Source organism: Microbacterium sp., from assembly GCF_003248605.1.
Lineage (GTDB): Bacteria > Actinomycetota > Actinomycetes > Actinomycetales > Microbacteriaceae > Microbacterium.
Map to the genome: position 1 here is coordinate 12,638 of NZ_QFPF01000012.1, position 26,023 is coordinate 38,660.

The 26,023-nt window shown below is 71.5% G+C and carries 24 protein-coding genes, 1 tRNA gene and 1 riboswitch; of the genes, 11 read left to right on the forward strand and 14 right to left on the reverse strand.

Annotated elements, in window-relative coordinates:
• Positions 1-40 precede the first annotated feature (40 nt).
• The gene (locus tag DI573_RS03380; RefSeq protein WP_292810688.1) at positions 41-2,257 is read left to right on the forward strand and encodes an NADP-dependent isocitrate dehydrogenase; all 2,217 of its coding nucleotides are present in this window, start codon (positions 41-43) and stop codon (positions 2,255-2,257) included.
• Between the two features lie 54 nt (positions 2,258-2,311).
• Here DI573_RS03380 and DI573_RS03385 read toward each other — a convergent pair whose 3' ends face one another.
• On the reverse strand, positions 2,312-3,745 hold the full coding sequence (locus DI573_RS03385; RefSeq protein ID WP_292810645.1) for a L,D-transpeptidase family protein: 1,434 nt from the start codon (positions 3,743-3,745) through the stop codon (positions 2,312-2,314).
• A gap of 111 nt (positions 3,746-3,856) precedes the next feature.
• The gene (locus DI573_RS03390; RefSeq protein ID WP_292810647.1) at positions 3,857-4,324 is read right to left on the reverse strand and encodes a hypothetical protein; all 468 of its coding nucleotides are present in this window, start codon (positions 4,322-4,324) and stop codon (positions 3,857-3,859) included.
• Positions 4,325-4,439: 115 nt separating this feature from the next.
• Between DI573_RS03390 and DI573_RS03395 the strand changes: the two genes are divergently transcribed.
• From DI573_RS03395 to DI573_RS03420, 6 genes are all read left to right on the forward strand, one after another.
• Entirely contained in the window at positions 4,440-5,621 is a 1,182-nt protein-coding gene (locus DI573_RS03395; protein WP_292810649.1) for an ROK family transcriptional regulator, read from the forward strand.
• Positions 5,622-5,700: 79 nt separating this feature from the next.
• On the forward strand, positions 5,701-6,933 hold the full coding sequence (locus DI573_RS03400; RefSeq protein WP_292810651.1) for an extracellular solute-binding protein: 1,233 nt from the start codon (positions 5,701-5,703) through the stop codon (positions 6,931-6,933).
• 80 nt (positions 6,934-7,013) lie between these two features.
• Positions 7,014-8,000 carry a sugar ABC transporter permease gene (locus tag DI573_RS03405; protein ID WP_292810653.1) on the forward strand — a complete coding sequence of 329 codons (987 nt, stop codon included), beginning with the start codon at positions 7,014-7,016 and terminating at the stop codon, positions 7,998-8,000.
• Positions 7,997-8,890: a carbohydrate ABC transporter permease gene (locus DI573_RS03410; protein ID WP_363331332.1), complete on the forward strand. Its 894-nt coding sequence runs from the start codon at positions 7,997-7,999 to the stop codon at positions 8,888-8,890. The genes DI573_RS03405 and DI573_RS03410 overlap by 4 nt, the downstream gene beginning before the upstream one ends.
• Positions 8,890-9,867, forward strand: coding sequence for an ROK family protein (locus DI573_RS03415; protein ID WP_292810655.1), 978 nt, complete (start codon positions 8,890-8,892; stop codon positions 9,865-9,867). Before DI573_RS03410 ends, DI573_RS03415 begins: the two co-directional genes overlap by 1 nt.
• Positions 9,860-10,639 (forward strand): glucosamine-6-phosphate deaminase, encoded by a 780-nt coding sequence (locus DI573_RS03420; RefSeq protein WP_292810657.1) that lies wholly within the window; start codon positions 9,860-9,862, stop codon positions 10,637-10,639. The genes DI573_RS03415 and DI573_RS03420 overlap by 8 nt, the downstream gene beginning before the upstream one ends.
• Before the next feature lie 243 nt (positions 10,640-10,882).
• Here the strand turns inward: DI573_RS03420 and DI573_RS03425 are convergent, their stop codons facing one another.
• The 5 genes from DI573_RS03425 to DI573_RS03445 form a co-directional block, all read right to left on the reverse strand.
• Positions 10,883-12,265, reverse strand: coding sequence for an FAD-linked oxidase C-terminal domain-containing protein (locus tag DI573_RS03425; protein ID WP_292810659.1), 1,383 nt, complete (start codon positions 12,263-12,265; stop codon positions 10,883-10,885).
• Between the two features lie 13 nt (positions 12,266-12,278).
• Positions 12,279-12,674, reverse strand: a complete 396-nt coding sequence (locus DI573_RS03430; RefSeq protein ID WP_292810662.1) for a YrdB family protein — start codon at positions 12,672-12,674, stop codon at positions 12,279-12,281.
• Positions 12,675-12,745: 71 nt separating this feature from the next.
• On the reverse strand, positions 12,746-14,482 hold the full coding sequence (locus tag DI573_RS03435) for a hypothetical protein (protein ID WP_292810664.1): 1,737 nt from the start codon (positions 14,480-14,482) through the stop codon (positions 12,746-12,748).
• Between the two features lie 351 nt (positions 14,483-14,833).
• Positions 14,834-16,003: an amidohydrolase family protein gene (locus DI573_RS03440; protein WP_292810666.1), complete on the reverse strand. Its 1,170-nt coding sequence runs from the start codon at positions 16,001-16,003 to the stop codon at positions 14,834-14,836.
• A complete protein-coding gene (locus DI573_RS03445) occupies positions 16,000-17,514 on the reverse strand; it encodes a beta-N-acetylhexosaminidase (RefSeq protein WP_292810668.1) in 1,515 nt (504 codons plus the stop codon). The genes DI573_RS03440 and DI573_RS03445 overlap by 4 nt, the downstream gene beginning before the upstream one ends.
• Before the next feature lie 66 nt (positions 17,515-17,580).
• Positions 17,581-17,665: riboswitch (ZMP/ZTP riboswitch) on the forward strand.
• Positions 17,666-17,700: 35 nt separating this feature from the next.
• Here DI573_RS03445 and glyA point away from each other — a divergent pair.
• Both glyA and DI573_RS03455 read left to right on the forward strand, forming a co-directional pair.
• Entirely contained in the window at positions 17,701-18,975 is a 1,275-nt protein-coding gene (gene glyA / locus DI573_RS03450) for a serine hydroxymethyltransferase (RefSeq protein WP_292810669.1), read from the forward strand.
• Positions 18,976-19,097: 122 nt separating this feature from the next.
• On the forward strand, positions 19,098-19,985 hold the full coding sequence (locus DI573_RS03455; RefSeq protein ID WP_292810670.1) for a bifunctional methylenetetrahydrofolate dehydrogenase/methenyltetrahydrofolate cyclohydrolase: 888 nt from the start codon (positions 19,098-19,100) through the stop codon (positions 19,983-19,985).
• 104 nt (positions 19,986-20,089) lie between these two features.
• Here DI573_RS03455 and DI573_RS03460 read toward each other — a convergent pair whose 3' ends face one another.
• The 7 genes from DI573_RS03460 to DI573_RS03490 all read right to left on the reverse strand — a co-directional run bounded on the left by DI573_RS03460 (position 20,090) and on the right by DI573_RS03490 (position 25,338).
• A complete protein-coding gene (locus tag DI573_RS03460; protein ID WP_292810671.1) occupies positions 20,090-20,824 on the reverse strand; it encodes an amino acid ABC transporter ATP-binding protein in 735 nt (244 codons plus the stop codon).
• Complete coding sequence (locus DI573_RS03465) at positions 20,821-21,666, reverse strand: amino acid ABC transporter permease (RefSeq protein ID WP_292810673.1); 846 nt, start codon at positions 21,664-21,666, stop codon at positions 20,821-20,823. Before DI573_RS03465 ends, DI573_RS03460 begins: the two co-directional genes overlap by 4 nt.
• A gap of 43 nt (positions 21,667-21,709) precedes the next feature.
• Complete coding sequence (locus tag DI573_RS03470) at positions 21,710-22,543, reverse strand: ABC transporter substrate-binding protein (protein WP_292810675.1); 834 nt, start codon at positions 22,541-22,543, stop codon at positions 21,710-21,712.
• A 166-nt stretch (positions 22,544-22,709) separates the two neighbouring features.
• A complete protein-coding gene (locus DI573_RS03475) occupies positions 22,710-23,264 on the reverse strand; it encodes a hypothetical protein (RefSeq protein WP_292810677.1) in 555 nt (184 codons plus the stop codon).
• Between the two features lie 58 nt (positions 23,265-23,322).
• The gene (locus DI573_RS03480; protein WP_292810680.1) at positions 23,323-24,033 is read right to left on the reverse strand and encodes an NAD(P)H-dependent oxidoreductase; all 711 of its coding nucleotides are present in this window, start codon (positions 24,031-24,033) and stop codon (positions 23,323-23,325) included.
• Entirely contained in the window at positions 24,030-24,488 is a 459-nt protein-coding gene (locus tag DI573_RS03485; RefSeq protein ID WP_292810682.1) for a MarR family winged helix-turn-helix transcriptional regulator, read from the reverse strand. Before DI573_RS03485 ends, DI573_RS03480 begins: the two co-directional genes overlap by 4 nt.
• 55 nt (positions 24,489-24,543) lie before the next feature.
• Positions 24,544-25,338 (reverse strand): transglutaminase family protein, encoded by a 795-nt coding sequence (locus DI573_RS03490; protein ID WP_292810684.1) that lies wholly within the window; start codon positions 25,336-25,338, stop codon positions 24,544-24,546.
• A 125-nt stretch (positions 25,339-25,463) separates the two neighbouring features.
• Here DI573_RS03490 and DI573_RS03495 point away from each other — a divergent pair, with 125 nt between their 5' ends.
• A complete protein-coding gene (locus DI573_RS03495; protein WP_292810686.1) occupies positions 25,464-25,646 on the forward strand; it encodes a YegP family protein in 183 nt (60 codons plus the stop codon).
• A gap of 51 nt (positions 25,647-25,697) precedes the next feature.
• Positions 25,698-25,770: transfer RNA gene (locus DI573_RS03500), tRNA-Lys, on the forward strand.
• Positions 25,771-26,023: the final 253 nt, after the last annotated feature.

The following is a 26,023-nucleotide window of genomic DNA, read 5'->3' on the forward strand; positions in this document are numbered from 1 at the left end:
GCGATAGGCTGGAATGACGACCCGAACGGAGACGACACCGGTGACCGACTCGACCATCATCTACACCTACACCGACGAGGCACCGGCTCTGGCGACGGCGTCGTTCCTGCCGATCGTCAAGGCGGTCGCCGGCCAGGCCGGGGTCGACATCGAGACCCGCGACATCTCGCTCGCGGGTCGCATCCTCGCCGCCTTCCCGCAGAAGCTCGCGCCCGAACAGCAGGTGGGCGACGCGCTCGCCGAACTCGGCGGGCTCGCCACGCTGCCCGAGGCCAACATCATCAAGCTGCCCAACATCTCGGCGTCGATTCCGCAGCTCAAGGCCGCGATCGCCGAGTTGCAGGCGCAGGGATTCGACATCCCCGACTACCCCGACGAGGCCGCTTCGATCGAAGACAAAGACATCCGTGCCCGGTACGACCGCATCAAGGGCTCGGCGGTCAACCCCGTGCTGCGCGAGGGCAACAGCGACCGCCGCGCGCCGCTGTCGGTTAAGAACTACGCGCGCAAGCACCCGCACCGCAACAAGGCCTTCCCCGCCGGTTCCCAGACCCGGGTGGCGACCATGGGCCACGACGACTTCAAGAGCAACGAGAAGTCGTGGGTGGCGGCGCACGACGACGTGCTGACCGTGCGCCATGTCGCCGCCGACGGCACGACGACCGTGCTCAAAGACAACCTCAAGGTGCTGCCGCGCGAGATCATCGACGCGACCTTCCTCTCCGCGTCGGCGCTCGACGCTTTCCTCGCCGAGACGCTGGATGCCGCTGCCGCCGATGACGTGCTCTACTCGGTGCACCTGAAGGCCACGATGATGAAGGTCAGCGACCCGATCATCTTCGGTCACGTCGTCACGACGTACTTCGCCGACGTGTTCGCCCGGTACGGCGACCGCATCCGGGCCGCGGGCCTGAACCCGAACAACGGACTCGGCGCGATCCTCGCGGGGCTGCCGAAGGTCGAGGGCGGCGACGAGATCCTCGAGGCCTTCACCGCGGCGATGGCCGCAGGTCCCCGTCTGTCCTACGTCAACTCCGACCGGGGCATCACCAATCTGCACGTGCCCTCCGATGTCATCGTCGACGCCTCGATGCCCGCACTCGTGCGCAACGGCGGCAAGCTCTGGGGCGCCGACGGCGGCGAGGACGACACGATCGCCGTGATCCCCGACTCTTCGTATGCCGGCGTCTACCAGGCCGTGATCGACGATGTGATCGCCCACGGCCCGCTCGATCCCGCGACCATCGGCACCGTGCCCAACGTCGGACTCATGGCCCAGGCGGCCGAGGAGTACGGCAGTCACGACAAGACGTTCGAGATCGCCACCGACGGCGTCGTGCAGATCCTCGACGGCGAGGGCGAGCTGCTCATCGAGCACGCCGTCGGCGCCGGCGACATCTGGCGGGCGACGCAGACCAAGCACATCGCCGTCATCGACTGGGTGCGCCTGGCGGTCGGGCGCGCCCGTGCGACGGGGTCGCCCGCCGTCTTCTGGCTCGACGTCAACCGCTCGCACGACGCGCAGCTGATTGCGAAGGTGCACCAGGCCCTCGCCACCCTCGACGTGCACGGGCTCGAGATCCTGATCCTCGCGCCCGAAGAGGCCACCAGCTACACGCTGGCGCGCATGCGGCAGGGTCTCGACACGATCTCGGTCACCGGAAACGTGCTGCGCGACTACCTCACCGATCTCTTCCCGATCCTCGAGGTCGGCACGAGCGCCAAGATGCTCTCGATCGTTCCGCTGCTCGCCGGCGGAGGGCTCTTCGAGACCGGCGCGGGCGGCTCCGCCCCCAAGCACGTGCAGCAGCTCGTCGCAGAGAACTACCTGCGGTGGGACTCGCTCGGCGAGTTCTTCGCGCTCGCGGCGTCCTTCGAGCATCTCGCCGAACGCACCGGCAACGCCAAGGCGAAGGTGCTCGCCGACACGCTCGACGCGGCGACGGGCACCTTCCTCGAGCAGGACAAGTCGCCCGGCCGCGCCCTCGGCACGATCGACAACCGCGGCAGCCACTTCTATCTGGCCCTGTACTGGGCGCAGGAGCTGGCGGCGCAGAAGGCCGACGCCGACCTCGCGGCCGCGTTCGCGCCGGTGGCCACCGCGCTCGCCGAGAACGAGCAGAAGATCGTCGACGAGCTCGTCGCCGTGCAGGGCTCGCCGGTCGAGATCGGTGGCTACTACCGTCCGGACGAGCGGCTCGTGACCGAGGCGATGCGTCCCTCGCCGACCTTGAACGGCATCATCGACGCGCTCTGACCGTGAACGACGAAGGGGGTGGATGCTGCAGCATCCACCCCCTTCGTCGTTCGCTCAGGCGTGCACCCACACGTCGGTGCCGACGTCGGCCCACTCGTAGATCTGCTTGGCAAGGCCCGTCGGCATGCCGACGCAGCCGTGCGAGAGGGGCGTGCCCCAGATGTTGCGCCAGTACACCGCGTGGAACGCCTGGTCGCCGCTGAAGTACATGACCCACTCGACGTCGGGCTGCAGGTAGCCGACCTCGGTGTTGCCCATGTCCTGCATGCGCACCTTGGCGTTGACGGTGAAGCGCCCCTGGTTGGTCTCCCAGCCGGGCCCGCCGCTGGAGATGAGCCAAGTGTGGATCGTGACGCCGTTCTCCTTGACGTAGAGGCGCTGCTCCGAGAGATCGACCTCGAGCAGCCGGACGACGCTGGTCGTCTCGGCCGGGGTGACCTCGACATCGAGGGCGTAGGCGGCGTCTCCGGCCGAGAGCTGCGTCGCGAACGCGGCCGCGATCCCCGCGGTCGCACCGAGCACCCGTCCGTCGGCGCCCTGCTGCTCGGTGCGCAGCTCGCGTCCCGCGTTGTTGACGACGACGACACCGTTGGTGGCGGGTCGGTCGACGGCCGCCGGCAGCGTGTCGACGACGGCCTGGATGGCGGCCTCGTCGGCGGCGATGTCGATCGTGCCCTCTTCGGGATCGGGGGTGATGCTCAGCCACGACGCGGTCGTGTCGGGCTCGATCGGAACCGTGCGCTCGTCGCCGACGTAGAAGCCCGCCGAAGCGAGCATCGCGTTCAGCTCGCCGGCACGCTCGGTCGCGACGGTGGTCGTGATGTCGGCCTCGAGCTCGGTGAGCGCGTCGTCCATGCTCGCGGGGGCCGACGGGTCGAGGAGCAGCGCCGTGTAGGCGGCTTCGGCCTCGGCGTGATCGACGCCCAGACCGGGCTGGTCGGGGGTGACGACGTAGGTGTCGCCGGTGTCGTCATACGCGATGGAGGCATCGACCGGAGCCACCCACTCGGCGGCGAACGCCTGCGAGAGGGAGGAGAGCGCGAGCTCGGAGTCGAGCGTGGGTGTCAGACGATCGGGGTCGGGGAACCAGCCGCCGACCTGCCACAGCGGGTTGGTCTCGAGGGCGGCGGCGGCGAGATCCTCCGCCGGGATCTGCGCGCCGAGGTCGGCACCCGTGATCGTCGCGGTGACATCGCCGGCGGTGATCTCGACCCCCGTCTCGGCGATGGTCCGTGAGACGGTGTCGGCCGCAGCATCCACCGTCATTCCGCCGACGGGCACACCCGAGATCGTGACGCCCGGGGCGATGAGGGTCGTTCCGAAGTACCAGCCCGCGGCCCCCAGGGCGAGGGCGGGGATGCCGATCCACAACGCGATCGGCCAGCGTCGCCGGCGCACGGGGTCGGGTGCGGGCGCCCACTCGACGCGCGGCTCGCCCTCGGGCTCGGCACCGCTCGTCGGCGACGGCGAGGTCACCAGATCCGTCATCACGCCCCCCTGTCGCGTGCCGGTGCACGCGTCAGGTCGATTGTAGGCGACGGTATATCACGTTCCGGCAACGGTTGCGGCGCGTGCGCCGCGACGACGGCACGGACGGGTCTACGAGAGGCAGAGTTCCTGGAACTCGGTGAAGCTCTCCTGCAGCTCGGTGCCGACGCTCTGCAGCTCTTCGGCTTCGGCGAGATCCCCCTCGGCGACCGCGGACATGGCATCGGCGATCGTCGAGAAGCCCGACTCGAGATCCGGCAGGAGGGCGGCGACGTCGGCGTTTCCGACCTCGGTCGATGCCTCGCCGATCGCGTCGGCTGCGGCGCGCAGCGCCTCGGCTGCGCCGGCCGGGTCTTCGGCCGAGACGTCTTGGAACTCCGAGGCCGCGGCCTCGATGGTGTCGTTGACCACCGCACACGCGTCGGCGACGCTCTGGTCGGGGGAGGCCTGCGACCCGCCGCCGGTCGAGCCGTCGGCGCCGCCCGCGCCCCCCGCTGAACAGCCGGCCAGGCCCAGCACGGCGATGCCCACGAGGGCGATCGCGGTGAGGTTCTTGTTCATGTGGTGTTCCCCCTTCACCCGTCCACCCTAGGTGCCACGGTGGCGCGGACGGCGCCGAGGGGTTTGGAAGGCGTCTGAACGAAAGTGGGGGAAACTCTTGCGCAATCTTTGTTCGTAAGGTCTACTAACAAACATGCCCGCCCCGAAGACACCCCGCACGAGCGTCCTCGACACCGCGCCGAACACGCGTTCGTTCGGCCGCGGCCGCGCCCTGCGCTCGGCGGGCAAGGTGCTGCCCGAGCAGGCGCGCGGTCACAATCGCGCCCTCGTGCTCCAGACCCTGTTCCACGACGGCGCGATGAGCCGCGCGGACCTCTCGCGGCAGACGGGTCTCACACGCGTGACGATCAGCGACCTCGTCGCCGAGCTCATCGTCGACGGCTTCGTGATCGAGAAGGGTCCCCGCGAGGGCTCGCGCCCGGGCAAGCCGGCGATCATGCTCGACATCGACCGCGCGGCGCACCGCATCGTGGGGGTCGACCTGTCGGGCCCCGACGCGTTCCTCGGGGCCGTGCTCACTCTCGACGGCGAGATCGTCGCGCGCCGCGAGGTCGCTCGCCCCGCGACGGAGAGCACGGTGGATGCCGTCCTCGACCTCGCGCGACGCCTCATCGCCGACTCGCACGCGCCCGTGCTCGGCATCGGTGTCGGGACGCCCGGCATCGTCGACGACGAGGGGGTGGTGCTGAGCGCGCCGAACCTCGGGTGGACGGCGTTCGACCTGCGGGGCGCTCTGGAGCGGGCGCTCGATCTGCCGGTGCTGGTCGCCAACGACGCCAACGCCGCCGTGCTCGCCGAGTACACATTCGGCCGCGCGGAGGGCGACATGATGCTGATCAAGGTCGGAGCCGGCGTCGGCTCCGGCCTGCTCACCGGCGGCCAGCTCACCCGCGGCAGTCGCTATGCCGCGGGTGAGATCGGGCACGTCACGATCGGCACGGACGGCGGACCGCGCTGCGCATGCGGCAAGGTCGGCTGCCTCGAGGCGTGGCTGTCGGTGCCGTCGCTGTCGGACGCGCTCGCCGAGACGGCCGACGACGCCGCGCGCGAGCGGGTGCTGCGCGACGCGGGCGAGCGGCTCGGTATCGCCGTCGCGCCGATCGTCGGTGCGCTCGATCTGTCGGAGATCGTGCTCTCCGGCCCCGAGGAACTGCTCGACGGACCCCTGATGCGTCAGACCGTCGAGACGCTCCGAGCCCGCACGCTCGCCGAGTTCCACGACGAGGTGCGCGTGCGACTGACCGCCTACGGCCAGGACATCGTGCTGCGCGGCACCGCCGTCATGGTGCTGCAGGGTCGCCTCGGCGTCTCCTGAGCCTGCCCCGACAGCATCCGGACCCCCCACCCATCCATCACCCATCCACACCCCCACCGAGAGAACACGAGGGATCACCATGAAGAAGACGCTCGGAGCGCTGGCCCTGCTGGGCGGCAGCGCGCTCGTGCTGGCCGGTTGCGCGGCCGGCGGCTCCTCGGAGTCCGATGGCGCGGAGATCCGCGTCTGGCTGGTCGGCACCGACACCCCCGATGTCGCGCGAGAGTATCTGGTCGACACGTTCGAGGAGGAGAACCCGGGATCGACGCTCGTCATCGAAGAGCAGTCCTGGGAGGGCCTGGTCGACAAACTGACGACGAGCCTGTCGAGCTCGGACAGCCCCGACATCGTCGAGTTCGGCAACACCCAGGCGCCCGCCTTCACCTCGGTCGGCGCCCTGCTGGACATCTCCGACGAATACGAAGCCCTCGGCGGCGACGACCTGCTGCCTGGCTTCGTGGAGGCGGGATCCTACGACGGCGCGTTCTACGCGGCGCCGCTGTACTCCGGAGCGCGGGTGGTCTTCGCCGACCCGGCGCTGGTCACCGCCGCCCCCGCGACGCTCGACGAGTACGTCGCCACGGCCAAGAGCCTGGCCGCGGCCAACCCCGGAAAGTCGGGCGTCTACTTCGCGGGCCAGGACTGGTACAACGCGCTGCCCTTCATCTGGGAGAACGGCGGCGAGGTCGCCGTTGTCGACGGGGAGGGCTGGGATGCGCAGTTGAGCTCGGACGCCTCGATCGCCGGACTGCTGCAGGTGCAGGACCTGATGATGAACGCCTCGCTCGCACCCAAGGACGGCGACAACGCCGAGCCGTGGACGCCGTACTGCGAGAACCAGGCCGTGCAGTTCTCGGCGCCCAACTGGGCGCTGGGCCTTGCGAGCGCGTGCGAGACCGAGGCCCCGCCCGCCGCGCCGATGGTCTACGCGCTGCCGGGCATCGACGGCGGCGCCGCACAGGTCTTCGCCGGCGGATCGAACATCGGCATCTCGGCGCGATCGGAGAACCCCGAGCTGGCCAAAGCCGCGCTCGAGATCATCCTGAGCGACGGGTTCCAGACGATCTACGGCGAGAACGGCCTCATCCCCGCCAAGCTCTCGCTCGCCTCGACACTGGGATCGAGCCCCGAGGCCGAGGCGTTCACCGCGGCCGCCGGCAACGCCAAGCTCACCCCCGCCTCCCCGAACTGGGCGGAGGTCGAGGCGAGCCGCGTGCTCGAGGACTTCTTCGTGCAGATCGCTCAGGGCGGCGACGTGGCGGCGCTCGCCGCCGAGGTCGACATCCAGATCGAGGAGATCCTGAACGGCTGATCCGCCTCGGGCGGGCGGGTGCGTCGCGCATGGCGCCCCGCTCGCCCGAAGCACCCGTCATCCGAACACAAGGAGTCCCCATGGCGAGCGTCCGCAGCGATGCCGCTCCCGCTGTCAGCGCGATCGACGGCGAGCGGCTGATCTCCCCGGCACCCCCCGGAAGGGCGCCCCGGCGCCGGCGACGCGGCGGGTTCACCCCGTACGCGCTCCTCCTGCCCGCCCTGATCGTGCTCGCCGCGATCACGGCCTGGCCGCTCGTGCAGCTGGTCATCATGTCGTTCCAGCGCTTCGGCCGCGAGCAGGTCTTTGGCGCCCCGCCCGAGTTCGTCGGCTTCGACAACTACCTCGCGGTGCTCACCGACGACGCGTTCTGGGCGGTGCTGGGGCGCTCGCTCGCCTTCGCCGCCGTGTGCGTCGTCGTCACGATGGTGCTGGGCGTGCTGGTCGCGCTGCTCATGAAGCGGCTCGGCACGGCCCTGCGCACCCTGGTCTCGATCGGCCTGCTGCTGGCCTGGGCGATGCCGCCGCTGTCGGCGACCATCGTCTGGGGGTGGATCTTCGACACCCAGTACGGCGTGCTCAACCACGTGCTGAGCTCGTGGTTCGGGTTGCCTTTCGAGGGGCACTCGTGGCTCATCGAGCCGCTCAGCTTCTTCTTCGTCGCCGCGATCATCATCGTCTGGGGCGCGGTGCCCTTCGTCGCCTTCACGGTGTACGCCGGACTCACGCAGGTTCCCGACGAGGTCATGGAGGCCGCCCAGCTCGATGGAGCGGGCGGCGCGAAGCGGTTCTTCTTCGTGATCGTGCCCTACATCCGATCGATCCTCATCGTCGTCACGATCCTGCAGGTCATCTGGGACCTGCGCGTGTTCACCCAGATCTACGCGCTGCAGTCCATCGGCGGGCTTGCGGAGCAGACGAACACGCTGGGTGTCTACATCTACCGTGTCTCGCTCGGCTCCGGCGATTTCGGAATGGGCGGTGCGATCTCCGTGATCGTCGTGCTGCTCCTGGTGGCGATCTCGATCTTCTACGTCCGCCGCAGCATCAAGGAGGACGCGGAGTGACCACGACAGCATCCCTCGTCACGGCGCGGCGCGACGCGCGCGCCCCCCGCCGACGCCGTCGCCTGGGCGGGTTCCTGGCCGCGGTCGCCGCGGTCATCGTGTTCGTCGCGTCCGTCTTTCCGGTCTACTGGATGCTCAACACATCGCTGCAGCCGAACTCGCAGGTGCGCGGCACCGACGTCAACTTCTGGCCCGAGCAGTTCACGCTCGACAACTACGCCGGGATCCTCGCGGGCGACGGGCGCGCGCCGTTCCTGCCGGCGCTGCTGAACTCGCTGCAGGTGACTCTCGTGACGATCGTCGTCGCGCTCGTCTTCGCCTTCCTCGCCGCGCTGGCGGTGTCGCGTTTCCGTTTCCGCAGCCGCGGCGGGTTCATCATCGCGATCCTGGTCATCCAGATGATCCCCGCGGAGGCGATGATCATCTCGATCTTCCGGCTCGTCGACGGCTGGCAGATGCTCAACACGATCATCGGGCTCTCGGCCGTCTACATCGCCACCGTCCTGCCCTTCACGATCTGGACGCTGCGCGGGTTCGTGGCCGGAGTGCCCATCGAACTCGAGGAAGCCGCGATGATCGATGGACTCAGCCGTGCCCAGGCGTTCTGGCGCATCACGTTCCCGCTGCTGGCGCCGGGTCTGGTCGCGACCGGTGTGTTCGGCTTCATCCAGGCCTGGAACGAGTTCATCTTCGCGCTCGTGCTCAACCCGCGCCCCGAGGCCATGACGCTGCCGGTGTGGCTGCGCACCTTCCTCGATCCCAACGGCGGCATCGACTGGGCGCAGCTGATGGCGGGCTCGACGCTCGTGGCGGTTCCCGTCGTGATCTTCTTCCTCATCGTGCAGAGCCGCATGACCAGCGGCCTCGTCTCGGGGGCGGTCAAAGGCTGATGTCCGACACACCTCCCGCCGGCCCGCCTCCGCGGCACCGGCCGATCACCCTCGGGCTCGACGTCGGGGGCTCCAAGACCGATGCCGTCGCCGTCCGCGACGGCGAGATCCTCGCGCGCGTGCGACTGACCACAGGGTGGGGGCCGGATGCCGTCGTGGCGACCATCCTCGACGCTGTCACCGCCCTGCGGGGCCAGGCGGGCATCGCACCCGGTGATCCGACGACGATCGGCATCGGCATCCCGGGCCAGATCGTGCCCGGAACGACGCGCGTCGAGCACGCGGTGAACCTCGGCCTCGACTCGTTCGATCTCGGGGCGGCGCTCGCCGACGCGTCGGGATCGGCGGTGCGGATCGAGAACGACGTCAAGGCCGCGACCCTGGGCGCCGCCTTCCTGCGCGGCGGCGCCGCATCGATGGCGTATCTCAACCTCGGCACGGGCGTCGCCGCGGGAGTGCTCACGGGCGGCGCGCTGTGGCGCGGGACGCGCGGGGCGGCGGGCGAGATCGGACACATCTCGATCGACCCCGCCGGGCCCGACTGCCGCTGCGGTCAGGTGGGCTGCATCGAGGCGCTCGCCGGCGGCGCCGCGATCGCGCGCCGCTGGGGGCATCCCGGGACGCTGCCGGTGCGGGACGTGTTCGACGCCGCCGACGCGGGCGACACGCGGGCGATCGCGCTGCGGGCGGGACTGGCCCACGGGGTTTCCGCCGCGGTGCGCGTGCTCGTGCTCACGGCGGACGTCGATGTCGTGACGATCGGCGGCGGGCTGGCAGCTCTCGGCGACCGTCTCCTGGCAGACGTGCGGCGGGAGCTGCGGCGCTCGGCCGCAGCATCCTCGTTTCTCGGTTCGCTGCGCCTCGACGAGCGCATCGAGACCCTGCCCGAGGGCTCGGCCGCGGCGGCGCTCGGCGCGGCGCTCGCGGGCGCCGACCGCCCGGCGTCGCAGCTGAGGGGGGTGCTCGCGCGTGGCTGAGGTGATCATCGTGCGCGATGCAGCGGCGGGCGGCGCGCTCGTGGCCGATCACATCGCCGCGCTCGTGCGCCGCCGGCCCGAGACGGTGCTGGGACTTGCGACGGGATCGACCCCGCTGCCCGTTTACGCGGCGCTGCGCACGCGCCTCGCGGGCGTGGATGTCTCGCACGTGCGCGCCTTCGCGCTCGACGAGTATGTCGGGCTCGACCCCGCCCACCCCGAGTCCTACGCGCGGGTGATCGAGCGCGAGGTCGTGCGCCCGCTCGGGCTCGATCCGGCGCGGGTGCGGCTGCCGCGGGGAACGCTGCCGGGCATCGAGCACGCGGGCGAGGACTACGAGCACGAGATCGCGGATGCCGGGGGCATCGATCTGCAGATCCTCGGCATCGGCAGCGACGGTCACATCGGGTTCAACGAGCCCGGGTCCTCGTTCGCGTCGCGCACCCGCGTCAAGACGCTCACGCGGCAGACGCGCGAGGACAACGCGCGGTTCTTCGCCGGCCCCGACGAGGTGCCGAGGCACTGCATCACGCAGGGGCTCGGGACGATCCTCGACGCGCGCCACCTCGTCCTCCTCGCGTTCGGCGAGGGCAAGGCCGCCGCGGTCGCGGGCGCCGTCGAGGGCCCGCTCACCGCATCCCTGCCGGCGTCGGCGATTCAGTTGCACGAGCGTGTGAGCGTCGTGGTCGATGAGGCTGCAGCATCCACCCTGGGGTTCGCGGACTACTACCGCGAGGCGTGGGCGCACAAGCCGGCCTGGCAGGGCCTCTGACGCGCCGCGCTCTGCCGCGCGCCCGCGCGCTGCCGCCGCGCTCTGCCGCGTGCCCGCGCGCTGCCGCCGCGCTCTGTCCCCGAACCCACATTTTTGCAGCGAGCCACCACGCGTCTGATGGTGGTTCGCTGCAAAAATGTGGGTTCGCGGGTGGGAGGCGCGCGCAAAGCGCGGACGCGGGCATCGGCGCGGAGCGAAGTGTGGGCGCGGGCGCGCGCCCAACGCCGGCACGCCCGGCAGCGCTCAGAACACCTTGCCGGGGTTCAGGATGCCGAGCGGATCGAACGCGCGCGTGATCCTGCGCTGCAGCTCCCACTGCGCGTCGCCGAGCTCGTCGGCCAGCCACCGCCGCTTGAGCACGCCGATGCCGTGTTCGCCGGTGAGGGTGCCGCCCAGGCGCAGCGCAGCACGGAAGAGCTCGTCGGCGGCGGCCCAGATGTGCTCGGGCACGGCGGGCACACCCTCGGCCACGGGCGCCGTGAAGACGAAATTCGGGTGCAGGTTGCCGTCGCCCGCATGCGCGACGGTGGGGATCGCGATGTCGTAGGACCGCTCGATGCGGGCGATCTCGTCAAACATCGCCGCGAGGGAGCTGCGCGGAACGGAGACGTCCTCGATCAGCGTGGTGCCGAGCGCCTCCATCGCGGCGTGGAACGAGCGGCGGATGCCGAGCAGCCGCTCGCCCTCGGCGGCATCGTGCGAGAGAGCCACGGTTCCGCCGTGCGCGGTGAGCACGCGCGCGATCTCGTCGGCCTCGGCATCCGCCGCGGGGCCGTCGGTCTGCACCGTCAACTGCGTGGCGCCGGGCGTCGGGGGCTGAAGGCCCAGCAGGTCGTGCACGGCGGACAGGCTTGCAGCATCCATCAACTCCATGAGGGCGGGCTGGATGCCGGCGGCCGTGACCGCGGCGGAGGCCCGTGCCGCCCGCCCTACATCGGCGAAGGTCGCCGCGATCGTGCGCACCGTGCCGGGTGTGCGGCGGCGCAGCTTCAGCGTCGCGCCGACGATGACGCCCAGCGTGCCCTCGGATCCGATCACGAGTGAGGTCAGATCGAGCCCCGTCACACCCTTGACGCTGCGATGACCCAGTCGCAGCAGCTCTCCATCGGCGGTGACCAGGTCGACGCCGAGTACCGCGTCGCGCACGACGCCGTACTTCGCGCACAGCAGGCCGCCGGCGCCGGTGGCGATGTTGCCGCCCACCGTCGAGATCGCGCGACTGGCGGGATCGGGTGCCCACCACAGGCCGTGAAGGGCGAGTGCGTCGCCGAGCTCGGCGTTGAGGATTCCGGGCTCGACGACCGCGAGCAGGTCGTCGGCGTTGATCTCGAGTATCCGCGTCATGGCGCGCGTCGAGAGGACGATCTCGCCGGGTCCGGCCATCGCCGCCCCCGCGAGACCGGTGCCCGCGCCGCGGGTGACGACCGGGGTGCGCGTCGCGCTCGCGATGCGCAGGGTCTCTTGCACGTCGGCGGCCGAGGCGGCGTGCACGACCGCGAGCGGAGCACCCGCGGAACGGTGCCCGGACTTGTCGACGCGGGCGCCCTCGAGGCTCGCCTCGGTGGTGTCGACACGATCGCCGAGTGCGCCGCGGAGGCGGGTGACGACATCCCCGTGGTCGATCATGGACGCGCGGCGCTCACGCGAACCGGCGTCTGCCGACCAGCATCCCCGTCGCCACAGCGACGAGGCCGAACGCGACGCCGACCCACGGCTGACCCATGCTCCACCAGGCCAGTGTCACCGACACGAAGATGAGCAGCTCGACGACGGCCGCGACGAACGGATGCACGGCCACGACCGCGCGGGGGGAGACGAACAGCGCCCACAGCAGGATTGCGAACGCGGGTGCGCCGAGTCCGGCGACGATGTTCCACGGCACGGGGAACGAGACGAAACCCCACAGCACGAGGGTTCCGACGGCGACGATCTCGGTGAGCAGGCGGACGATGTCGAGCGCGCCCGGTCGTGCCACGACGCCCGCGGGGCGGGGCTGCTCGGGCGTGGAGGGTCCGACGTGGGGGGTGTTGCTCATCGTTCGATTCTACGAGCGGTGTGCGCGGGGGCGGTGCGGCGTGGCTGGTGGCCGTTCGCGGCCGGGGATGCTCAGGGGGCGGCCGGTGGGGGAGTGAAGAGCTGATCGAGGAGGTCGGCGATCGGCGTTGTCGGCTCGGGCTGCGGTGCGGGTGCGGGTTCGGGGTCGGGCTGGGGCTCGGGCTCCGGTTCGGGCTCCGGCTCTACCGGGGGAGTGGTGGGCGGGTTCGTCGGCGGCGTGGTGACGGGTGGGGTCGTCGGTTCGGGATCGGTCGGCGGGGTCGTCGGCTGCACGGGATCAGGAGTGGGCGTGGGTCGCACGGGATCCGGCGTCGTCGGGGTCGTGGGGCCGGCGGGTGTCGTCGGTGTGCTGGGCGCGGTGGGCGCGGTCGGTGTCGTCGGTGTCGTCGGGCGGACCGGGGCCGGCGTGGGTGCGGACGGGCTGGGCGCCGGCGACTGGAAGACATCGCGCAGCGCGAATGGCGCGGACGGTGTGCGGGGGATCGTGCGCGGCGCTGTACCCACCCGATCGGTGCCACCGGAGGCCGGTGGTGCCGCCTCGGGCAGCAGAGGGGCGGGCGGGTCCTCTGTCGTGCTCGGCGCGGTGGTGGCCGACCGGGTGGGGCGTGGCGTGGGCGTCGTCTCGGACGCGGTGAGCCGCGTGTCGGCGTCGATGGTCCGGGTCGTATCCTGCGTGCCGAGCGTCGGCAGCACCGAAACGGCGACGGCGCCGGTGGCGACGACAGCCCCGGTCACGAGCACCGCGGTGATGGCGACGCCGGAGAACGCGCGGCGGCCCGCACGCGGTCGGCGGGTCGAGGCGGCGCGCCCCGCCGCGCGCCCCGCGGGTGTCAGCGCGGCCGGAGCGGCGAGAGCGCGTGCGGCGACCTCGGCGGGTGTGCCCGCATCGAAGACGTCGCCCGGCGCGGGGGAGGTCACGGTCGCGGAGGCGATGACGGCCGAACCGGCTGCCGCCGCTGCCGCCGTCGCGCCAGGCGCGAGCGCGGCCGCCGCGCCAGGCACGGGCGGGATGTCGGCGGTTCGCACACCGGTGTCGAGAACGGTCGTGCGGTAGGCGGCGGCGCCGGCTGCACCGAGCACGCCCGGCAGCACGCCGGCGGCGAGCCGCGAGGGCAGGCGATCGACCTCGGTCGCCAGGGCGGCGCACGCGCGGCACTCGGCGAGATGCTCCTGTGCGCGCTCGGCGTCGGCGGTGTTCAGCGACGCCTCGGCGAGGGCCGGCAGCTGGGTGCGCGTCCACGCGCACCCCGCCGCGATCTCGGGCTCGGCGGGGCGCGCCTTCAGCCAGATGCGACGCAGTTCGCGGCGGGCACCCGCGCTGAGTTTGGTGACGGCCGTGGGCGCGGCGTGCACGAGCGGCGTGATCGCGTCGGGGGTCATCCCCTCGATCTCGGAGTACCAGAGCAGCTCCTGCTGGTCGGAGAAGAGCTCGCCGTACGCATCGGCCGCGGACCGGTCCCGCGGGGCCACTCGGGCGCGGGCGCCCGAGGCCGAACCCGCCGCGACGGCGATGGCGCGCACCTTCGCGAGCAGATGGGCGCGGAAGGCTCCGCGAGGCCGCTCCCCGCGCACGATGCCCTCCTCGACGCGGCGGAACGCGTCGGCGACGAGCGCCGGATCCTCCGTGTCGCCGATCGCCTCGGTCGCTGCGAGCGCGTGGCGGTAGTGGCGACGCCAGAGCTCCGCGGAGGCGGCGGGATCGCGCCGGTGCACGCGCTGGATCAGTTCGACATCGGCAGCTGCGCCGACGTCATCCGCGTCGGCGACAGGCAGAAAAGTCCCCATCATGCTCCCCAGACGCCGGTGATCCGCGGATCACATTCCCCAATGCCGCCCGCGCGGCGCCGAACACACGGACGTCTCCCCATTGTGCCGCACTCGGCGCGTCGTGCCCGACCCAGGCACATGAGAGTTGTATGAGGCTTCCGCCCGCACGGGGTTCGTGCCGCCCCGGGCGCCCGTCCGGCGCGCGCTGCCGCGCCTCCCCCCGGACGTTGGGGCGTCGGAATCACGTTGGGGCGCGGAGCAGCACGCCCCAACGTCGCCCTGACGCCCCAGCCCCACCGTCGCCCTGACGCCCCAACGTCGCGCTGACGCCCCAACGCCGAGAAACGGGATGCTGCGCCCCGGGCGCCGCGGTCAGCTCAGCCGCGTGCCCGCCCGCCATACGCCCCGCACCGCGAGATCGGCGCTCCAGAGCACCGCGTCGGCCGCCGCGGCGGGCTGCAGCATCCCGAGGTCGCCCCGGCCCAGCAGGCGGGCGGGAGCCGCCGTGGCCGCGTGCACCGCGTCGGGAAGGGGCACGCCCGCGGCGACCGCGACCCGCACGGCGCGGTCCTGCGTGAGCGTGGAGCCGGCGATCGTCGTGGTGCCGCGGACGTGCGCGATGCCGCCCTCCACCGAGACGTCGAGGACGCCGAGGCGGTAGTCGCCGTCGCCCGCGCACGTCGCCGCCATCGCGTCGGTCACGAGCGCGACGCGCCCCGGTGCCATGCGCGTGAGCAGCGTGAGCACGACGGGGTCGAGGTGCACGCCGTCGGCGATCGCCTCGAGCGTGACGCGATCGTCGGCGGCGGCCGCCGCGACGGGGCCCGGCGCGCGGTGGTGCAGGCCCGGCATCGCGTTGAAGGCGTGGGTGAGTATGCGCGCCCCCGCATCGAAGGCCCGCGCCGCGATCTCGGCCGATGCGCCGGTGTGTCCGACCGCGGCGATCGCGCCCGCGTCGACCACAGCCCTGACGGCGTCGAATCCGCCCGGCAGCTCGGGTGCCAGAGTGATCTGCCGGACGGTTCCCCGGCCGGCGCGCAGCAGCGCGGCGACGGCATCGGGGAGGGGTGGGCGCAGCAGGTCGCCCGCGTGCGCGCCGCGGTGGGCCGCGTCGAGAAAGGGTCCCTCGAGGTGCGACCCGAGCACGCCGGTCTCATCACCGACGAGATCGGCGATGCGCGCTGCCGCGGCCTGCATCGCGGCAGCCTCGGCCGTGGCGAGAGAGAGGATCGCGCGGGTCGTGCCGTGCCGTGCGTGGGCGGCAACCGCGCGCAGCACCGCATCGGCATCGGGATCGTCGTACGAGACCCCCGCCGCCCCGTGCCCGTGCAGATCGATCATGCCCGGGGTGAGCAGAGCGCCGGGCCCGGCATCCACCCGCCCGTCGATCACCCGCGCCGCAACGCGCGCACGCCACTCGTCGCCCGTGCCGAGCGCGGCGACGCGGCCGCGCTCGAACAGCACCCACGCGTCGTCCGTGTCGGTCATCTCTCCCGCGGTGGATGCTGTCATCAGCCGCACCGAGTGGATGAGCGTGCTCATCTCGTCACCCGCGCGATCTCGGGCGAGGCGAAGAACCCGATGCCGAGCGCGTGCCACAGCGGCTCGAGGGCGGCCACGCGCACGCGGAACGACTCCCACGTCCGCTCCGCGGCGAGGGCCGACGAGGGGGACCACGCGATCTCCGCGGCGGTGGCGATGCGCGGGAAGACCATCTCGTCGATATCGGCGGGGGTGGCGATCGTCTCGGTCCACAGCGCCGCCTCGACGCCCCGCACACGGGCCTCGTCGAGGCCGTCGATCACCGTCGCCGGATCCCAGTCGTAGGCGCGCTCGACGCTCGTGGGGCCATCGGCCCACGTCAGCCCCAGCCGGGTGCCGCCGTCGTACTTCATGTCGAGGTAGACCGCGTCGGCCGGCGAGAGGATCACGCCGCCGTCGAAGGCGCGCGCCGCGTCGTCCTGGCCGTCGACGGGGGAGCGCAGACCCCAGTACTGCCCGACCGTCCCGGCCGGCAGGCCCCCGACAAGGCCCGCCTCGTGCCAGGCGATCGGCGTCTTGCCGGCCGCCGCGACCGCCTCGGCCGCGTGGCGCACGAAGGCCGCGTAGTCCGACGGGTCCGTGCCGTGCGCCTCGTCGCCGCCGATGTGCACGTACGGGCCGGGCGTGAGCGCGGCGACCTCCGCGACGACATCCCTCACGAAGCCCTCGACCCGTGGGTCGCCGATGCGCAGCGACGAGAACCCGACCGCCCACCCCGCGTACGGCTCGCCGGCCGCCGGCAGTTCCTGGTCGAGCTCCGTGGCCTGCGCGCGCAGGTCGTCGGTGAGCACTGGCGCGGCGGCGAGGTGGGGGTAGGCGACGCCGACGGCGTGCGTGTGCCCCGGCATGTCGATCTCGGGCACCACGGTCATGTGCCGGGCGGCGGCGTGCGCGACGATCCCGCGGTAGTCCTCGCGGGTGAAGAACCCGCCGGGGTCGCCGTTCGCCGAGCCCGATGCCGCGACCTCCGTCAGGCGCGGCCAGGCATCGATGTGGAGCCGCCACCCCTGGTCGTCCGTCAGATGCAGGTGCAGCGTGTTGAGCTTGAGCGCTGCCGCCCGGTCGATCAGCGCACAGACGGTCTCGACGCCGAAGAAGTGCCGCGCGACATCCAGCATCAGGCCGCGGTGCGCGAACCGCGGCGCGTCCTCGATATCGATCGCCGGCACCCGCCATCCGTCCCCGGGCGCGGGGCGCAGCAGCTGCACGAGCGTCTGCGCGCCGTAGAAGAGCCCGGCCTCGGTCGGAGCGGCGATGTCGATCCGATCCCCGTCCGCGCGGAGGCGGTATCCCTCGGGATGCTCGCTCGCCTCTTCCGCCAGGCGCAGGCTCACGGTCGCCGCGTCGTGGGCGACCGAGCGGATGCCGGAGTCCCATCCCGCGCGTGCGCCGATCGCCGCGCGCAGCCATGCGGTGTCGAACGTCGCCGGGGCATCGATGACGAACCCGGGCGCGAGGCGCACGGCCAGCCCTCCCGGCACGTCGTCGACTCGAGCCGGGTACGGGATCATGTAAGGAACCCTAACAAACTGGCGACAGCATCCACCAGGGCTTCGTGTCGCCGCCATCCGGTATGCTCTACCCGTCGCGACTGGCGTTTGGGTGGGTCACCACCGGGGAGCGGCTGACAACGGCATTCGACCGTACGCCTGGGTCGATGTAGAACCCTGCTGCAAGCCGTCGTCCAGGAGGCCGCTATGACCGATCCGCTCTTCTCCGCCCCCCTCTCCGAGGTCGATCCCGAGATCGCGCAGGTGCTCCAGCGCGAACTCGACCGCCAGCGCGGGTACCTCGAGATGATCGCGTCCGAGAACTTCGTGCCGGTCTCGGTGCTGCAGTCGCAGGGCTCGGTGCTCACCAACAAGTACGCCGAGGGCTACCCCGGCCGCCGCTACTACGGCGGCTGCGAAGAGGTGGACGTGGCCGAAGAGCTCGCCATCGAACGGGCCAAGAGCCTGTTCGGCGCGCAGTTCGCCAACGTGCAGCCGCACTCGGGAGCGACGGCCAACGCTGCGGTGCTCCACGCGATCGCGCGTCCCGGCGACACGCTGCTGGGTCTTTCGCTCGATCACGGCGGGCACCTCACGCACGGCATGAAGATCAACTTCTCGGGCCGCCTGTACGACATCGTCGCGTACGGCGTCGACCCCGAGACCTCGCTCGTCGACATGGCCGAGGTGCGCCGCCTCGCGCTCGAGCACAAGCCGAAGGTGATCATCGCGGGTTGGTCGGCCTACCCCCGCCAGCTCGACTTCGCCGCCTTCCGCGCCATCGCCGACGAGGTGGGCGCCTACCTCTGGGTCGACATGGCGCACTTCGCCGGGCTCGTCGCCGCAGGCCTCCACCCCTCGCCCGTGCCGCATGCGCACGTCGTCTCCTCCACGGTGCACAAGACCATCGGCGGCCCGCGGTCGGGCTTCATCCTGACCGACGACGCCGACCTGGCCAAGAAGATCAACACGGCGGTCTTCCCGGGCCAGCAGGGCGGCCCGCTGATGCACGTGATCGCGGCGAAGGCGACGGCGTTCAAGATCGCCGCCTCCGACGCGTTCAAAGACCGCCAGGCCCGTACGGTGCGGGGCGCCGCGATCCTCGCCGAGCGGCTGACGCAGCAGGATGTCGCGGATGCCGGCATCACCCTGCGCTCGGGCGGTACCGATGTGCACCTCGTGCTCGTCGACCTGCGCGACGCGGCGATCGACGGCAAGCAGGCCGAAGATCTGCTGCACGAGATCCACATCACCGTCAACCGCAACTCGGTGCCGAACGACCCGCGCCCCCCGATGGTCACGTCGGGTCTGCGCATCGGCACGCCCGCGCTCGCGACGCGCGGTTTCGGCGAGGCCGAGTTCGCCGAGGTGGCCGACATCATCGCGCTCGCGCTGTTGCCGGGCTCCGACGTGCAGGCGCTGCGCGCGCGGGTGGCCGCTCTGACGGCCGCGTTCCCGCTGTACCCCGGCCTCGAGCAGTAGTCGGGGCTGGTGGGGCGCGTCCGCCGCACCTAAGATCGGTGTCGGCGGATCACTATGGACATAGGTATTCTGCGATGCCGCGACGCGACGATGCGTCGTGTACCTCGAGACGGGAGATTCGGATGACGGCGAACAAGCTCGACGGAACGGCTACGGCCGCGGCCATCAAGGAGGAGCTGCGCACGCGCGTGGCGGCGCTGGCCGAGCGGGGCATCGTCCCGGGTCTGGGCACGCTCCTCGTGGGCGATGACCCGGGATCGCGGTCGTACGTGACGGGCAAGCATCGCGACTGTGCCGAGGTCGGCGTGGCCTCGATTCAGGTCGAGCTTCCGGCGTCGGCGAGCTTCGAGGAGATCGCCGACGCGGTGCGCGCGCTCAACGACGACCCGGCCGTCACGGGCTTCATCACGCAGCTGCCGCTTCCGGCCGGCATCGATGAGAACACGATCATCGAGATGATCGACCCGGCGAAGGATGCCGACGGCCTGCACCCGACGAATCTCGGTCGCCTCGTGCTCGGCGTCGACCCCGCGACGGCCGTCGCCGGGCCCCTGCCCTGCACGCCGCGCGGCGTCATCGAGCTGCTCGAGCGCCACGGCGTGGGCTTGGCCGGAAAGCACGTAGTCGTCATCGGGCGCGGTATCACCGTCGGCCGCCCCCTGGGACTGCTGCTCACCCGACGCGGCACCGACGCGACAGTGACCCTGACGCACTCGCGCACACCCGACCTCGCCGAGCACGTCCGCCGCGCCGACGTCGTCGTCGCCGCGGTGGGCGTTCCGCACCTGGTCAAGGCCGATTGGATCAAGCCCGGCGCCGCCGTGCTCGACGTCGGGGTGACGCGCACCGGCACGAGCGCATCGGGCAAGGCGAAGCTCTCGGGCGACATCGATCCGGCCGTCGCCGAGGTCGCGGGGTGGCTCTCGCCCAACCCCGGCGGGGTGGGGCCGATGACCCGCGCGCTGCTCGTGGCGAACGTCGTCGAATCCGCCGAGCGCCTCGCCGGCTGAGTCGCGAGAACAGGCGACGCGGCGAGAACAGGACGATTCGGGCCCGATGCTCCTGTTCTGGGCCCCACTCCTGTTCTCGACCCCACTTCCGCGCGAGCCGCGGCTCAGGCGGTGAAGCGGGCCAGGAACGCCCGCGTGCGCGCCTCGCGCGGTGCGCCGAAGACCTCGGCGGGGGTGCCCTCCTCGAGCACGCGGCCCTGATCGAGGAACAGCACACGGTGGGCGACGTCGCGCGCGAACGCCATCTCGTGCGTCGCCATCAGGATCGTGGTGCCGTCCTCGGCGAGTGAGCGCACAAGCTCCAGCACCTCGCCCACGAGCTCCGGGTCGAGGGCGGAGGTGACCTCGTCCAGCAGCAGCACCTCGGGGTCGGTCGCGATCGCCCGCGCGATCGCCACGCGCTGCTGCTGGCCGCCCGAGAGCCGGTCGGGGTGTTCGCGCGCCTTGTCGGCGAGTCCGACCCGTTCGAGGATCGCAAGGCCGCGGGACTCGGCATCCCGTCGCCTCTCCCGCCGCACCACTCGCGAGGCGAGGGTGACGTTGTCGAGCGCCGAGAGGTGCGGAAAGAGGTTGTACGCCTGGAAGACGATGCCCAGGCGCGCGCGCACCCGGTTCGCGTCGATGCGCGGGTCGGAGATGTCGGTGTCGCCGAGCAGGATCTGGCCGTCGTCGATCGGCTCGAGCAGATCGAGGCAGCGCAGCAGCGTCGACTTGCCCGATCCGCTCGCACCGATGACCGCGACGACCTCGTGGGCGGCGAGGTCGAGCGAGACGCCGCGCAGCACGGGGCGCTCGCCGAAGGACTTGTGCAGATCGAAGGCCCGCAGCAGCACGGTCACAGCAGCGCTCCCGACTGCTCGCGGCGACGCAGCCTCGCCGCGTACCAGTCCGTCAGGCGGATCGTCGGGATCGCGAGCAGGATGAACAGGATGCCGGCGACGACGTACGGGGTGAAGTTGTAGGTCTGCGACGACTCGATGCGCGCCGCGAGCACGGCGTCGGTGGCCCCCAGGATCGAGATGAGTCCGACATCCTTCTGCATGGCGACGAAGTCGTTCATGAGCGGAGGCGTGATGCGGCGGAACGCCTGCGGCAGCACCACGCGCCGCAGCGTCTGGGCGTATCCGAGACCGAGAGCCCGGGCGGCGAGGCGCTGGGAGGGATGCACCGACTCGATGCCCGCGCGGATCACCTCGGCGACGTACGCCGAGTAGGTGAGGGTCACGGCGATCGTGCCGAGCACGATCACGGGGATGCGCTCACCCGACAGGGTCGGCAGGCCGAAGCCGACGAGGTAGAGCACGATGATGAACGGCAGGCCCCGGAAGATGTCGGTGTAGGCGGCGGCGAGGGCCCGCAGGGGAACGAAGACGGGCCCCTGCAGCGTGCGCAGCAGCGCGATCGCCAGCGCGACCACACCGACCGTCACGACCGACAGCCCGAGAACCTGCAGATTGAGCAGGAACCCGGCCCACACCGCGGGAAGCGCATCCCACGCGATGGCGGGGTCGAAGAACGCCTGCTGTACCCCCGCCCAGCCGGGGGTGTTGATCACGGTGACCCAGACGATCAGCGCGAAGGCGAGCGATGACGCGATCGCGACCAGCACCGAGCGCTGCGACTGGCGTGCGCGGTACGCGCGCCGGTCGAGCTCGAGCTCGCTGGGGGAGTGATCGCTCACGGCTCGACGCTACCGGGCCGGCGGTGATCGGCGCCGCGCCGGGTCACTGCAGCAGCGTCACGCCCTGGCCGGCGCCCAGCCATTCGTCGGTGATCTCGGCGAGGGTGCCTCTCTCGCGCAGCTCGTCGATCGCTGCGGTGACGTCGTCGGTGAGGGGCGAGTCCTTCGACAGCACCACGCCCCACTCGTCGGGGATGCCGCCCGCCGGCAGCTCGCCGACGATGAAGGAGTCCTCGATGTACATCGCGGTCGCGAGGTACGCGGTGGGCAGGTCGATCACGAATGCGTCGATCTGGCCCGCGTTGAGGGCGGCGACGACGTCTTCGTTGGAGCCGAACAGCTGCGGGGCGGTGGTCGGCTGCACGACCTCTTCGAGCGTCTGGGCGCTCGTGGACCCCGCCATCGCGCCGATCACGATGTCTTTCAGCCCGTCGATCGAGTCGACGCCGTCGGCGGGTCCGCCCTCGACGGCGACGATGGCCTGGCTCGCCGCGTAGTAAGGCGATGAGAAGTCGACGGCCTGCGCCCGCTCCTCGGTGATCGTGTACTGCTGGATGTTGAAGTCGAAGTTCTTCGGACCCGGCGCGATCGCCGCCTCGAAGCTCGTGCGCACCCACTCGACCTCGTCGGCGGCGAAGCCCAGCTCGTCGGCGATCGCGTACGCGACGGCGGCTTCGAACCCCTCACCCGAGGTCGGGTCGTCGTCGATCACATAGGGGTAGTAGGCGATGTCGCCGGTCGCGATCGTGAGCGTGCCGGGGGTGACGTAGCCGGCGTCCTCCCCGTCGCCCGATCCGGCGTCCGAGGCGCAGCCGGCGAGAGCGAGGGCTGCGAGGGCGGCGCCCGCGGCGAGGGTGGCGAGGCGGGTGCGGGGCATGAGGGACTCCAAGGCGAGGGGTGCGGGGCGGCGGCTGCGGTGATCGCGAGAGCGCTCGACGGTGCGCGAGATCCCATTCTCCCCGCTCGCCGCCTCGGCGGGACGCGCGCGCGACGGATTGTTACCGGGCCGGCGGGCAGCGGCGCCGTTCAGAGCTCGTCGAGGTTCAGAGCTCGTCGAGCATGCGGCGCTGTTCGTCGGTCAGGCCGTCCTTCAGTTCACGACGACCCGCGGATGCTGCCGGCGAATCGGGTGCCTGGGCCACAGCATCCACGGTGCTCCGCCCGCCCCGGACGCGAGCGGTTGCGGAGTCGTACAGCACGCCTGCCCGTGCCTCGATACGGTCGTCGATGAGGTCGTAGATCGCCCACGCGATGAGGAGGGCGACCGGAGGCAGGACGTAGCCCCAGAACCAGCCGCTCACGTTCACCCGGGTCAGGACGACGACGAGCACCCAGACGATCAGGGCGACGACGAAGACGAGCCCGTACTGCACGAGCTTCTCGCCGATCTTGGTGCGCCGGTTCTGCGATTTCGCCGCCATGCCGCGGAACCAACGGTGGATGAGGGGCTTGAGCCAGATCGTCGCGGCGGTGAGGATGACGGCGGCCCAGAACGCCGCCCAACCCACGCTCACGCCCGGCGTGAGCCAGCCGATGAGCAGCAGCACGACGAGATCGAAGATGTACAGCGACGCGAAGCGCACGATCCAGGCCCTCATGTCTCCAGGGTGCCACCGCGGCGGGGGTGTGCGCACCCCGGCGCACGGTCCGGGAGCGTCACGCCCTCTCGGGCGTCGTCACGGGGGTTCTTGCCGCGTTCTCGCCCGCACCCTGGCCGGTGGATGAGCCGAGCCGTGCGTGTCGGCGGTCGGCGGAGACCGCCGCCACGCCGTCGAGTCCGCCCAGGCGTGCGGCCTGGTCGACCCATCCGCGCCGCGTGTCGTCGGTGCGGTGCCGCACCTCGGCGAAGCGCGTCACGCCGCGCGTGCGGATTCCGCAGTAGCCGAGGATCGCCCGCGTGAGGCTCGTCTCGGCCGCCCCACGGTACACGAACGCGTTCCAGGCGCGGGGGGAGTCCATCGTCATGACGATGCGCGCCGTGCGTCCGGTCAGCAGGCGGTCCCACAGCTTGCCCGCCGGGCGGTACCGGAACGCGAAGCCCGACAGCAGCACGCGGTCGATGAACGCCTTCATCGCTGCCGGGTATGTGCCCCACCACTGCGGGTAGAACACTGCGATGTGGTCGGCCCAGCGCACGTCTTCGATGTAGGAGGCGACCTGCGGGTCGAGCGGGACGTCGGCGTCAGTGCGGGGCATGCGCAGTTCGTTGCGGGTGCGTGGATGCTCGGGCACGGGGTCGTGGGCGAGATCGATCACGCGCACCTCGGCGCCGCTCGCTCCGGCGGACCGCGCATAGGCGCCGGCGAGCGCGTGCGTGAGGGTGTCGGGCAGCGGTGTGCCGATCAGGACGAGGATGCGGGGGTTCACGAGGGGGTTCCCTTCTCGAGGACGAGGTCGGTGAGGACGGCGAGGTGGGTGTTGAGGGTGGGTACGTCGACCGCTCCGGCCGTTCGGCGGGGGTCGAGCCGCGGGTCGGCGAACAGCGCCGTGAACTCCGCGTCGAGTGCGCCGCCGGCGTCGTGGACGAGGCGCTCGGCACGCGGGGTGAGCGCGAGCATGACGCGGCGGGCGTGGCTCGGGTCGGTGCCCGTGGTTATCCACCCCTCGGCGACGAGGCCCGGGACGCGCTTGCTCACGGCGGCCTTGCTCACCCGGAGGCAGTGCGCAAGCCCGGTGATGTCGGTCGGTGCCTGCTCATGGACGGCGACGAGGAACTCGAACTGGTTGTAGGTCACGCCGTAGCGAGACTGCAGCACCGCGTCGGCGTAGGTGTCGAGGGCCGAGACCAGTTCGTGCAGAGTGACGGTGATGCGTTCGGCCATGCGTTCAGTAAACCTGTTGACACCTACGATGTCAACAGGTTTACATGCTGATGGCTCAGCCCAGCCGGTCGAGCTTGGTCACATCGTCGTCGGGCAGCACGTCGGCGACCGCGGTCACGGTCATCGCGCCGAGCTCGATCGCCCCCGAAAGGGTCGTGAGGAACGCCGTGTCGGACGCGTCGCGACCCGTCGAGATCCGCAGCATGGTGCCCCGCGGGGCGAGGGTGGTCGCATCGACGACGTGCCAGTCGTCGTCCACGTACGCCTCGGCGACCGCGTGGAAGTCCATCGGGTACAGCCCCGGCGCGTAGACGGCGGCGAGGCGGGCGGGCACGTTCATCGCACGCAGAAGAGCGACGCACAGGTGGGCGTAGTCGCGGCAGACGCCCTGGCGTGCGAGCATCGTGCGCACCGCGCCGTCGGTGGGCAGGCTCGATCCGCTCACGTACGCCAGACGGGTGCCCACCCAGGAGCTGACGGCGCCGAGCAGCTCGACGCCGGTGACGCCCGAGAACTCGGCGACCGCCGTGGGTACGAGGGTGTCGGACTCGCAGTAGCGGCTGGGTCGCAGGTAGCGGATCAGATCGGTCGCATCGAGCTCTTCGGGTACCGCACGGCCGACGACGCTCGCGGAGTAGCTCGCCTCGAAGGAGCCGGCGCCGACGGCGAGGCGTTGCAGGCGTGTGCCGTGCGCGTCGGTGAGCTCCTCGTACTCGACGGGGGCGCCGTCGAGGGTGAAGGAGAGGTTCTCGGTTGCCGGGGTCACCCCCGCCGCGACGGCGATGGAGAACACGAGTTCGGCGGGTTCGAGGACGGACAGGCTGATGAGTGCTCCCACATCGCGCTTCATCGCCCCATCGTGGCAGAGGGGTGTGTCGGCCGCGTGAACTTCGGCCGCCCCTTGTGCCCGAGCGCGCGGCACGACACAATCCCGACAGTGGGGGTCGATGCCGACGACACGAAATGGAGCGGATCATGCCCGGCAAGTTCGAACTCTTCGAGGATGCGAACGGCAAGTACCGCTTCCGGCTGACCGCTCCCGATGGTGCGGTGATCGCGCACTCCGAGGCCTACTCCTCGAAGTCCGCGGCCAAGAAGGGTGTCGCGGCGGTGCAGCAGCACGCGGGTGATGCGAGCGTGATCGATCTGACGGCGTAGCGCGATGCGGCGAAGGGATGCGGCATCCATCGCCGGTAGGCTGGAGGTCACGGGCCTCTAGCTCAGTCGGTAGAGCATCGGACTTTTAATCCGCGGGTCGTGGGTTCGAGCCCCACGGGGCCCACCGCCTCCCCCCTGCACGGTCGGGCCGATCCGTCAAGGGCCCCGGCCGGGTCGTTTCCCCCGCGTACCGTTTCGGGTATGTCGTCGGCCGAACCCCCCTTGCTCGCGGGTCGCTATCGCGTCGGCGACTGCATCGGCGAAGGCGGGATGGCGCGGGTCTACCGGGCGGAGGACACCGCCCTCGGCAGGACGGTCGCCCTCAAGCGCATGCGAGGGTCGCTCGACGACGATCAGCCGCGTGTCCGGTCGGAGAT

Bases quoted from the DNA above. Each gene is read 5' to 3' on its own strand.
- DI573_RS03435 (WP_292810664.1), bottom strand. From the start codon at position 14,482: ATGATGGGGACTTTTCTGCCTGTCGCCGACGCGGATGACGTCGGCGCA.
- DI573_RS03425 (WP_292810659.1), bottom strand. From the start codon at position 12,265: ATGATCGACCACGGGGATGTCGTCACCCGCCTCCGCGGCGCACTCGGC.
- DI573_RS03485 (WP_292810682.1), bottom strand. From the start codon at position 24,488: ATGGCCGAACGCATCACCGTCACTCTGCACGAACTGGTCTCGGCCCTC.
- DI573_RS03495 (WP_292810686.1), top strand. From the start codon at position 25,464: ATGCCCGGCAAGTTCGAACTCTTCGAGGATGCGAACGGCAAGTACCGC.
- DI573_RS03475 (WP_292810677.1), bottom strand. From the start codon at position 23,264: ATGAGGGCCTGGATCGTGCGCTTCGCGTCGCTGTACATCTTCGATCTC.
- DI573_RS03440 (WP_292810666.1), bottom strand. From the start codon at position 16,003: ATGAGCACGCTCATCCACTCGGTGCGGCTGATGACAGCATCCACCGCG.
- DI573_RS03400 (WP_292810651.1), top strand. From the start codon at position 5,701: ATGAAGAAGACGCTCGGAGCGCTGGCCCTGCTGGGCGGCAGCGCGCTC.
- DI573_RS03490 (WP_292810684.1), bottom strand. From the start codon at position 25,338: ATGAAGCGCGATGTGGGAGCACTCATCAGCCTGTCCGTCCTCGAACCC.
- DI573_RS03395 (WP_292810649.1), top strand. From the start codon at position 4,440: ATGCCCGCCCCGAAGACACCCCGCACGAGCGTCCTCGACACCGCGCCG.
- DI573_RS03415 (WP_292810655.1), top strand. From the start codon at position 8,890: ATGTCCGACACACCTCCCGCCGGCCCGCCTCCGCGGCACCGGCCGATC.
- DI573_RS03405 (WP_292810653.1), top strand. From the start codon at position 7,014: ATGGCGAGCGTCCGCAGCGATGCCGCTCCCGCTGTCAGCGCGATCGAC.
- DI573_RS03385 (WP_292810645.1), bottom strand. From the start codon at position 3,745: ATGACGGATCTGGTGACCTCGCCGTCGCCGACGAGCGGTGCCGAGCCC.
- DI573_RS03430 (WP_292810662.1), bottom strand. From the start codon at position 12,674: ATGAGCAACACCCCCCACGTCGGACCCTCCACGCCCGAGCAGCCCCGC.
- DI573_RS03455 (WP_292810670.1), top strand. From the start codon at position 19,098: ATGACGGCGAACAAGCTCGACGGAACGGCTACGGCCGCGGCCATCAAG.
- glyA (WP_292810669.1), top strand. From the start codon at position 17,701: ATGACCGATCCGCTCTTCTCCGCCCCCCTCTCCGAGGTCGATCCCGAG.
- DI573_RS03445 (WP_292810668.1), bottom strand. From the start codon at position 17,514: ATGATCCCGTACCCGGCTCGAGTCGACGACGTGCCGGGAGGGCTGGCC.
- DI573_RS03470 (WP_292810675.1), bottom strand. From the start codon at position 22,543: ATGCCCCGCACCCGCCTCGCCACCCTCGCCGCGGGCGCCGCCCTCGCA.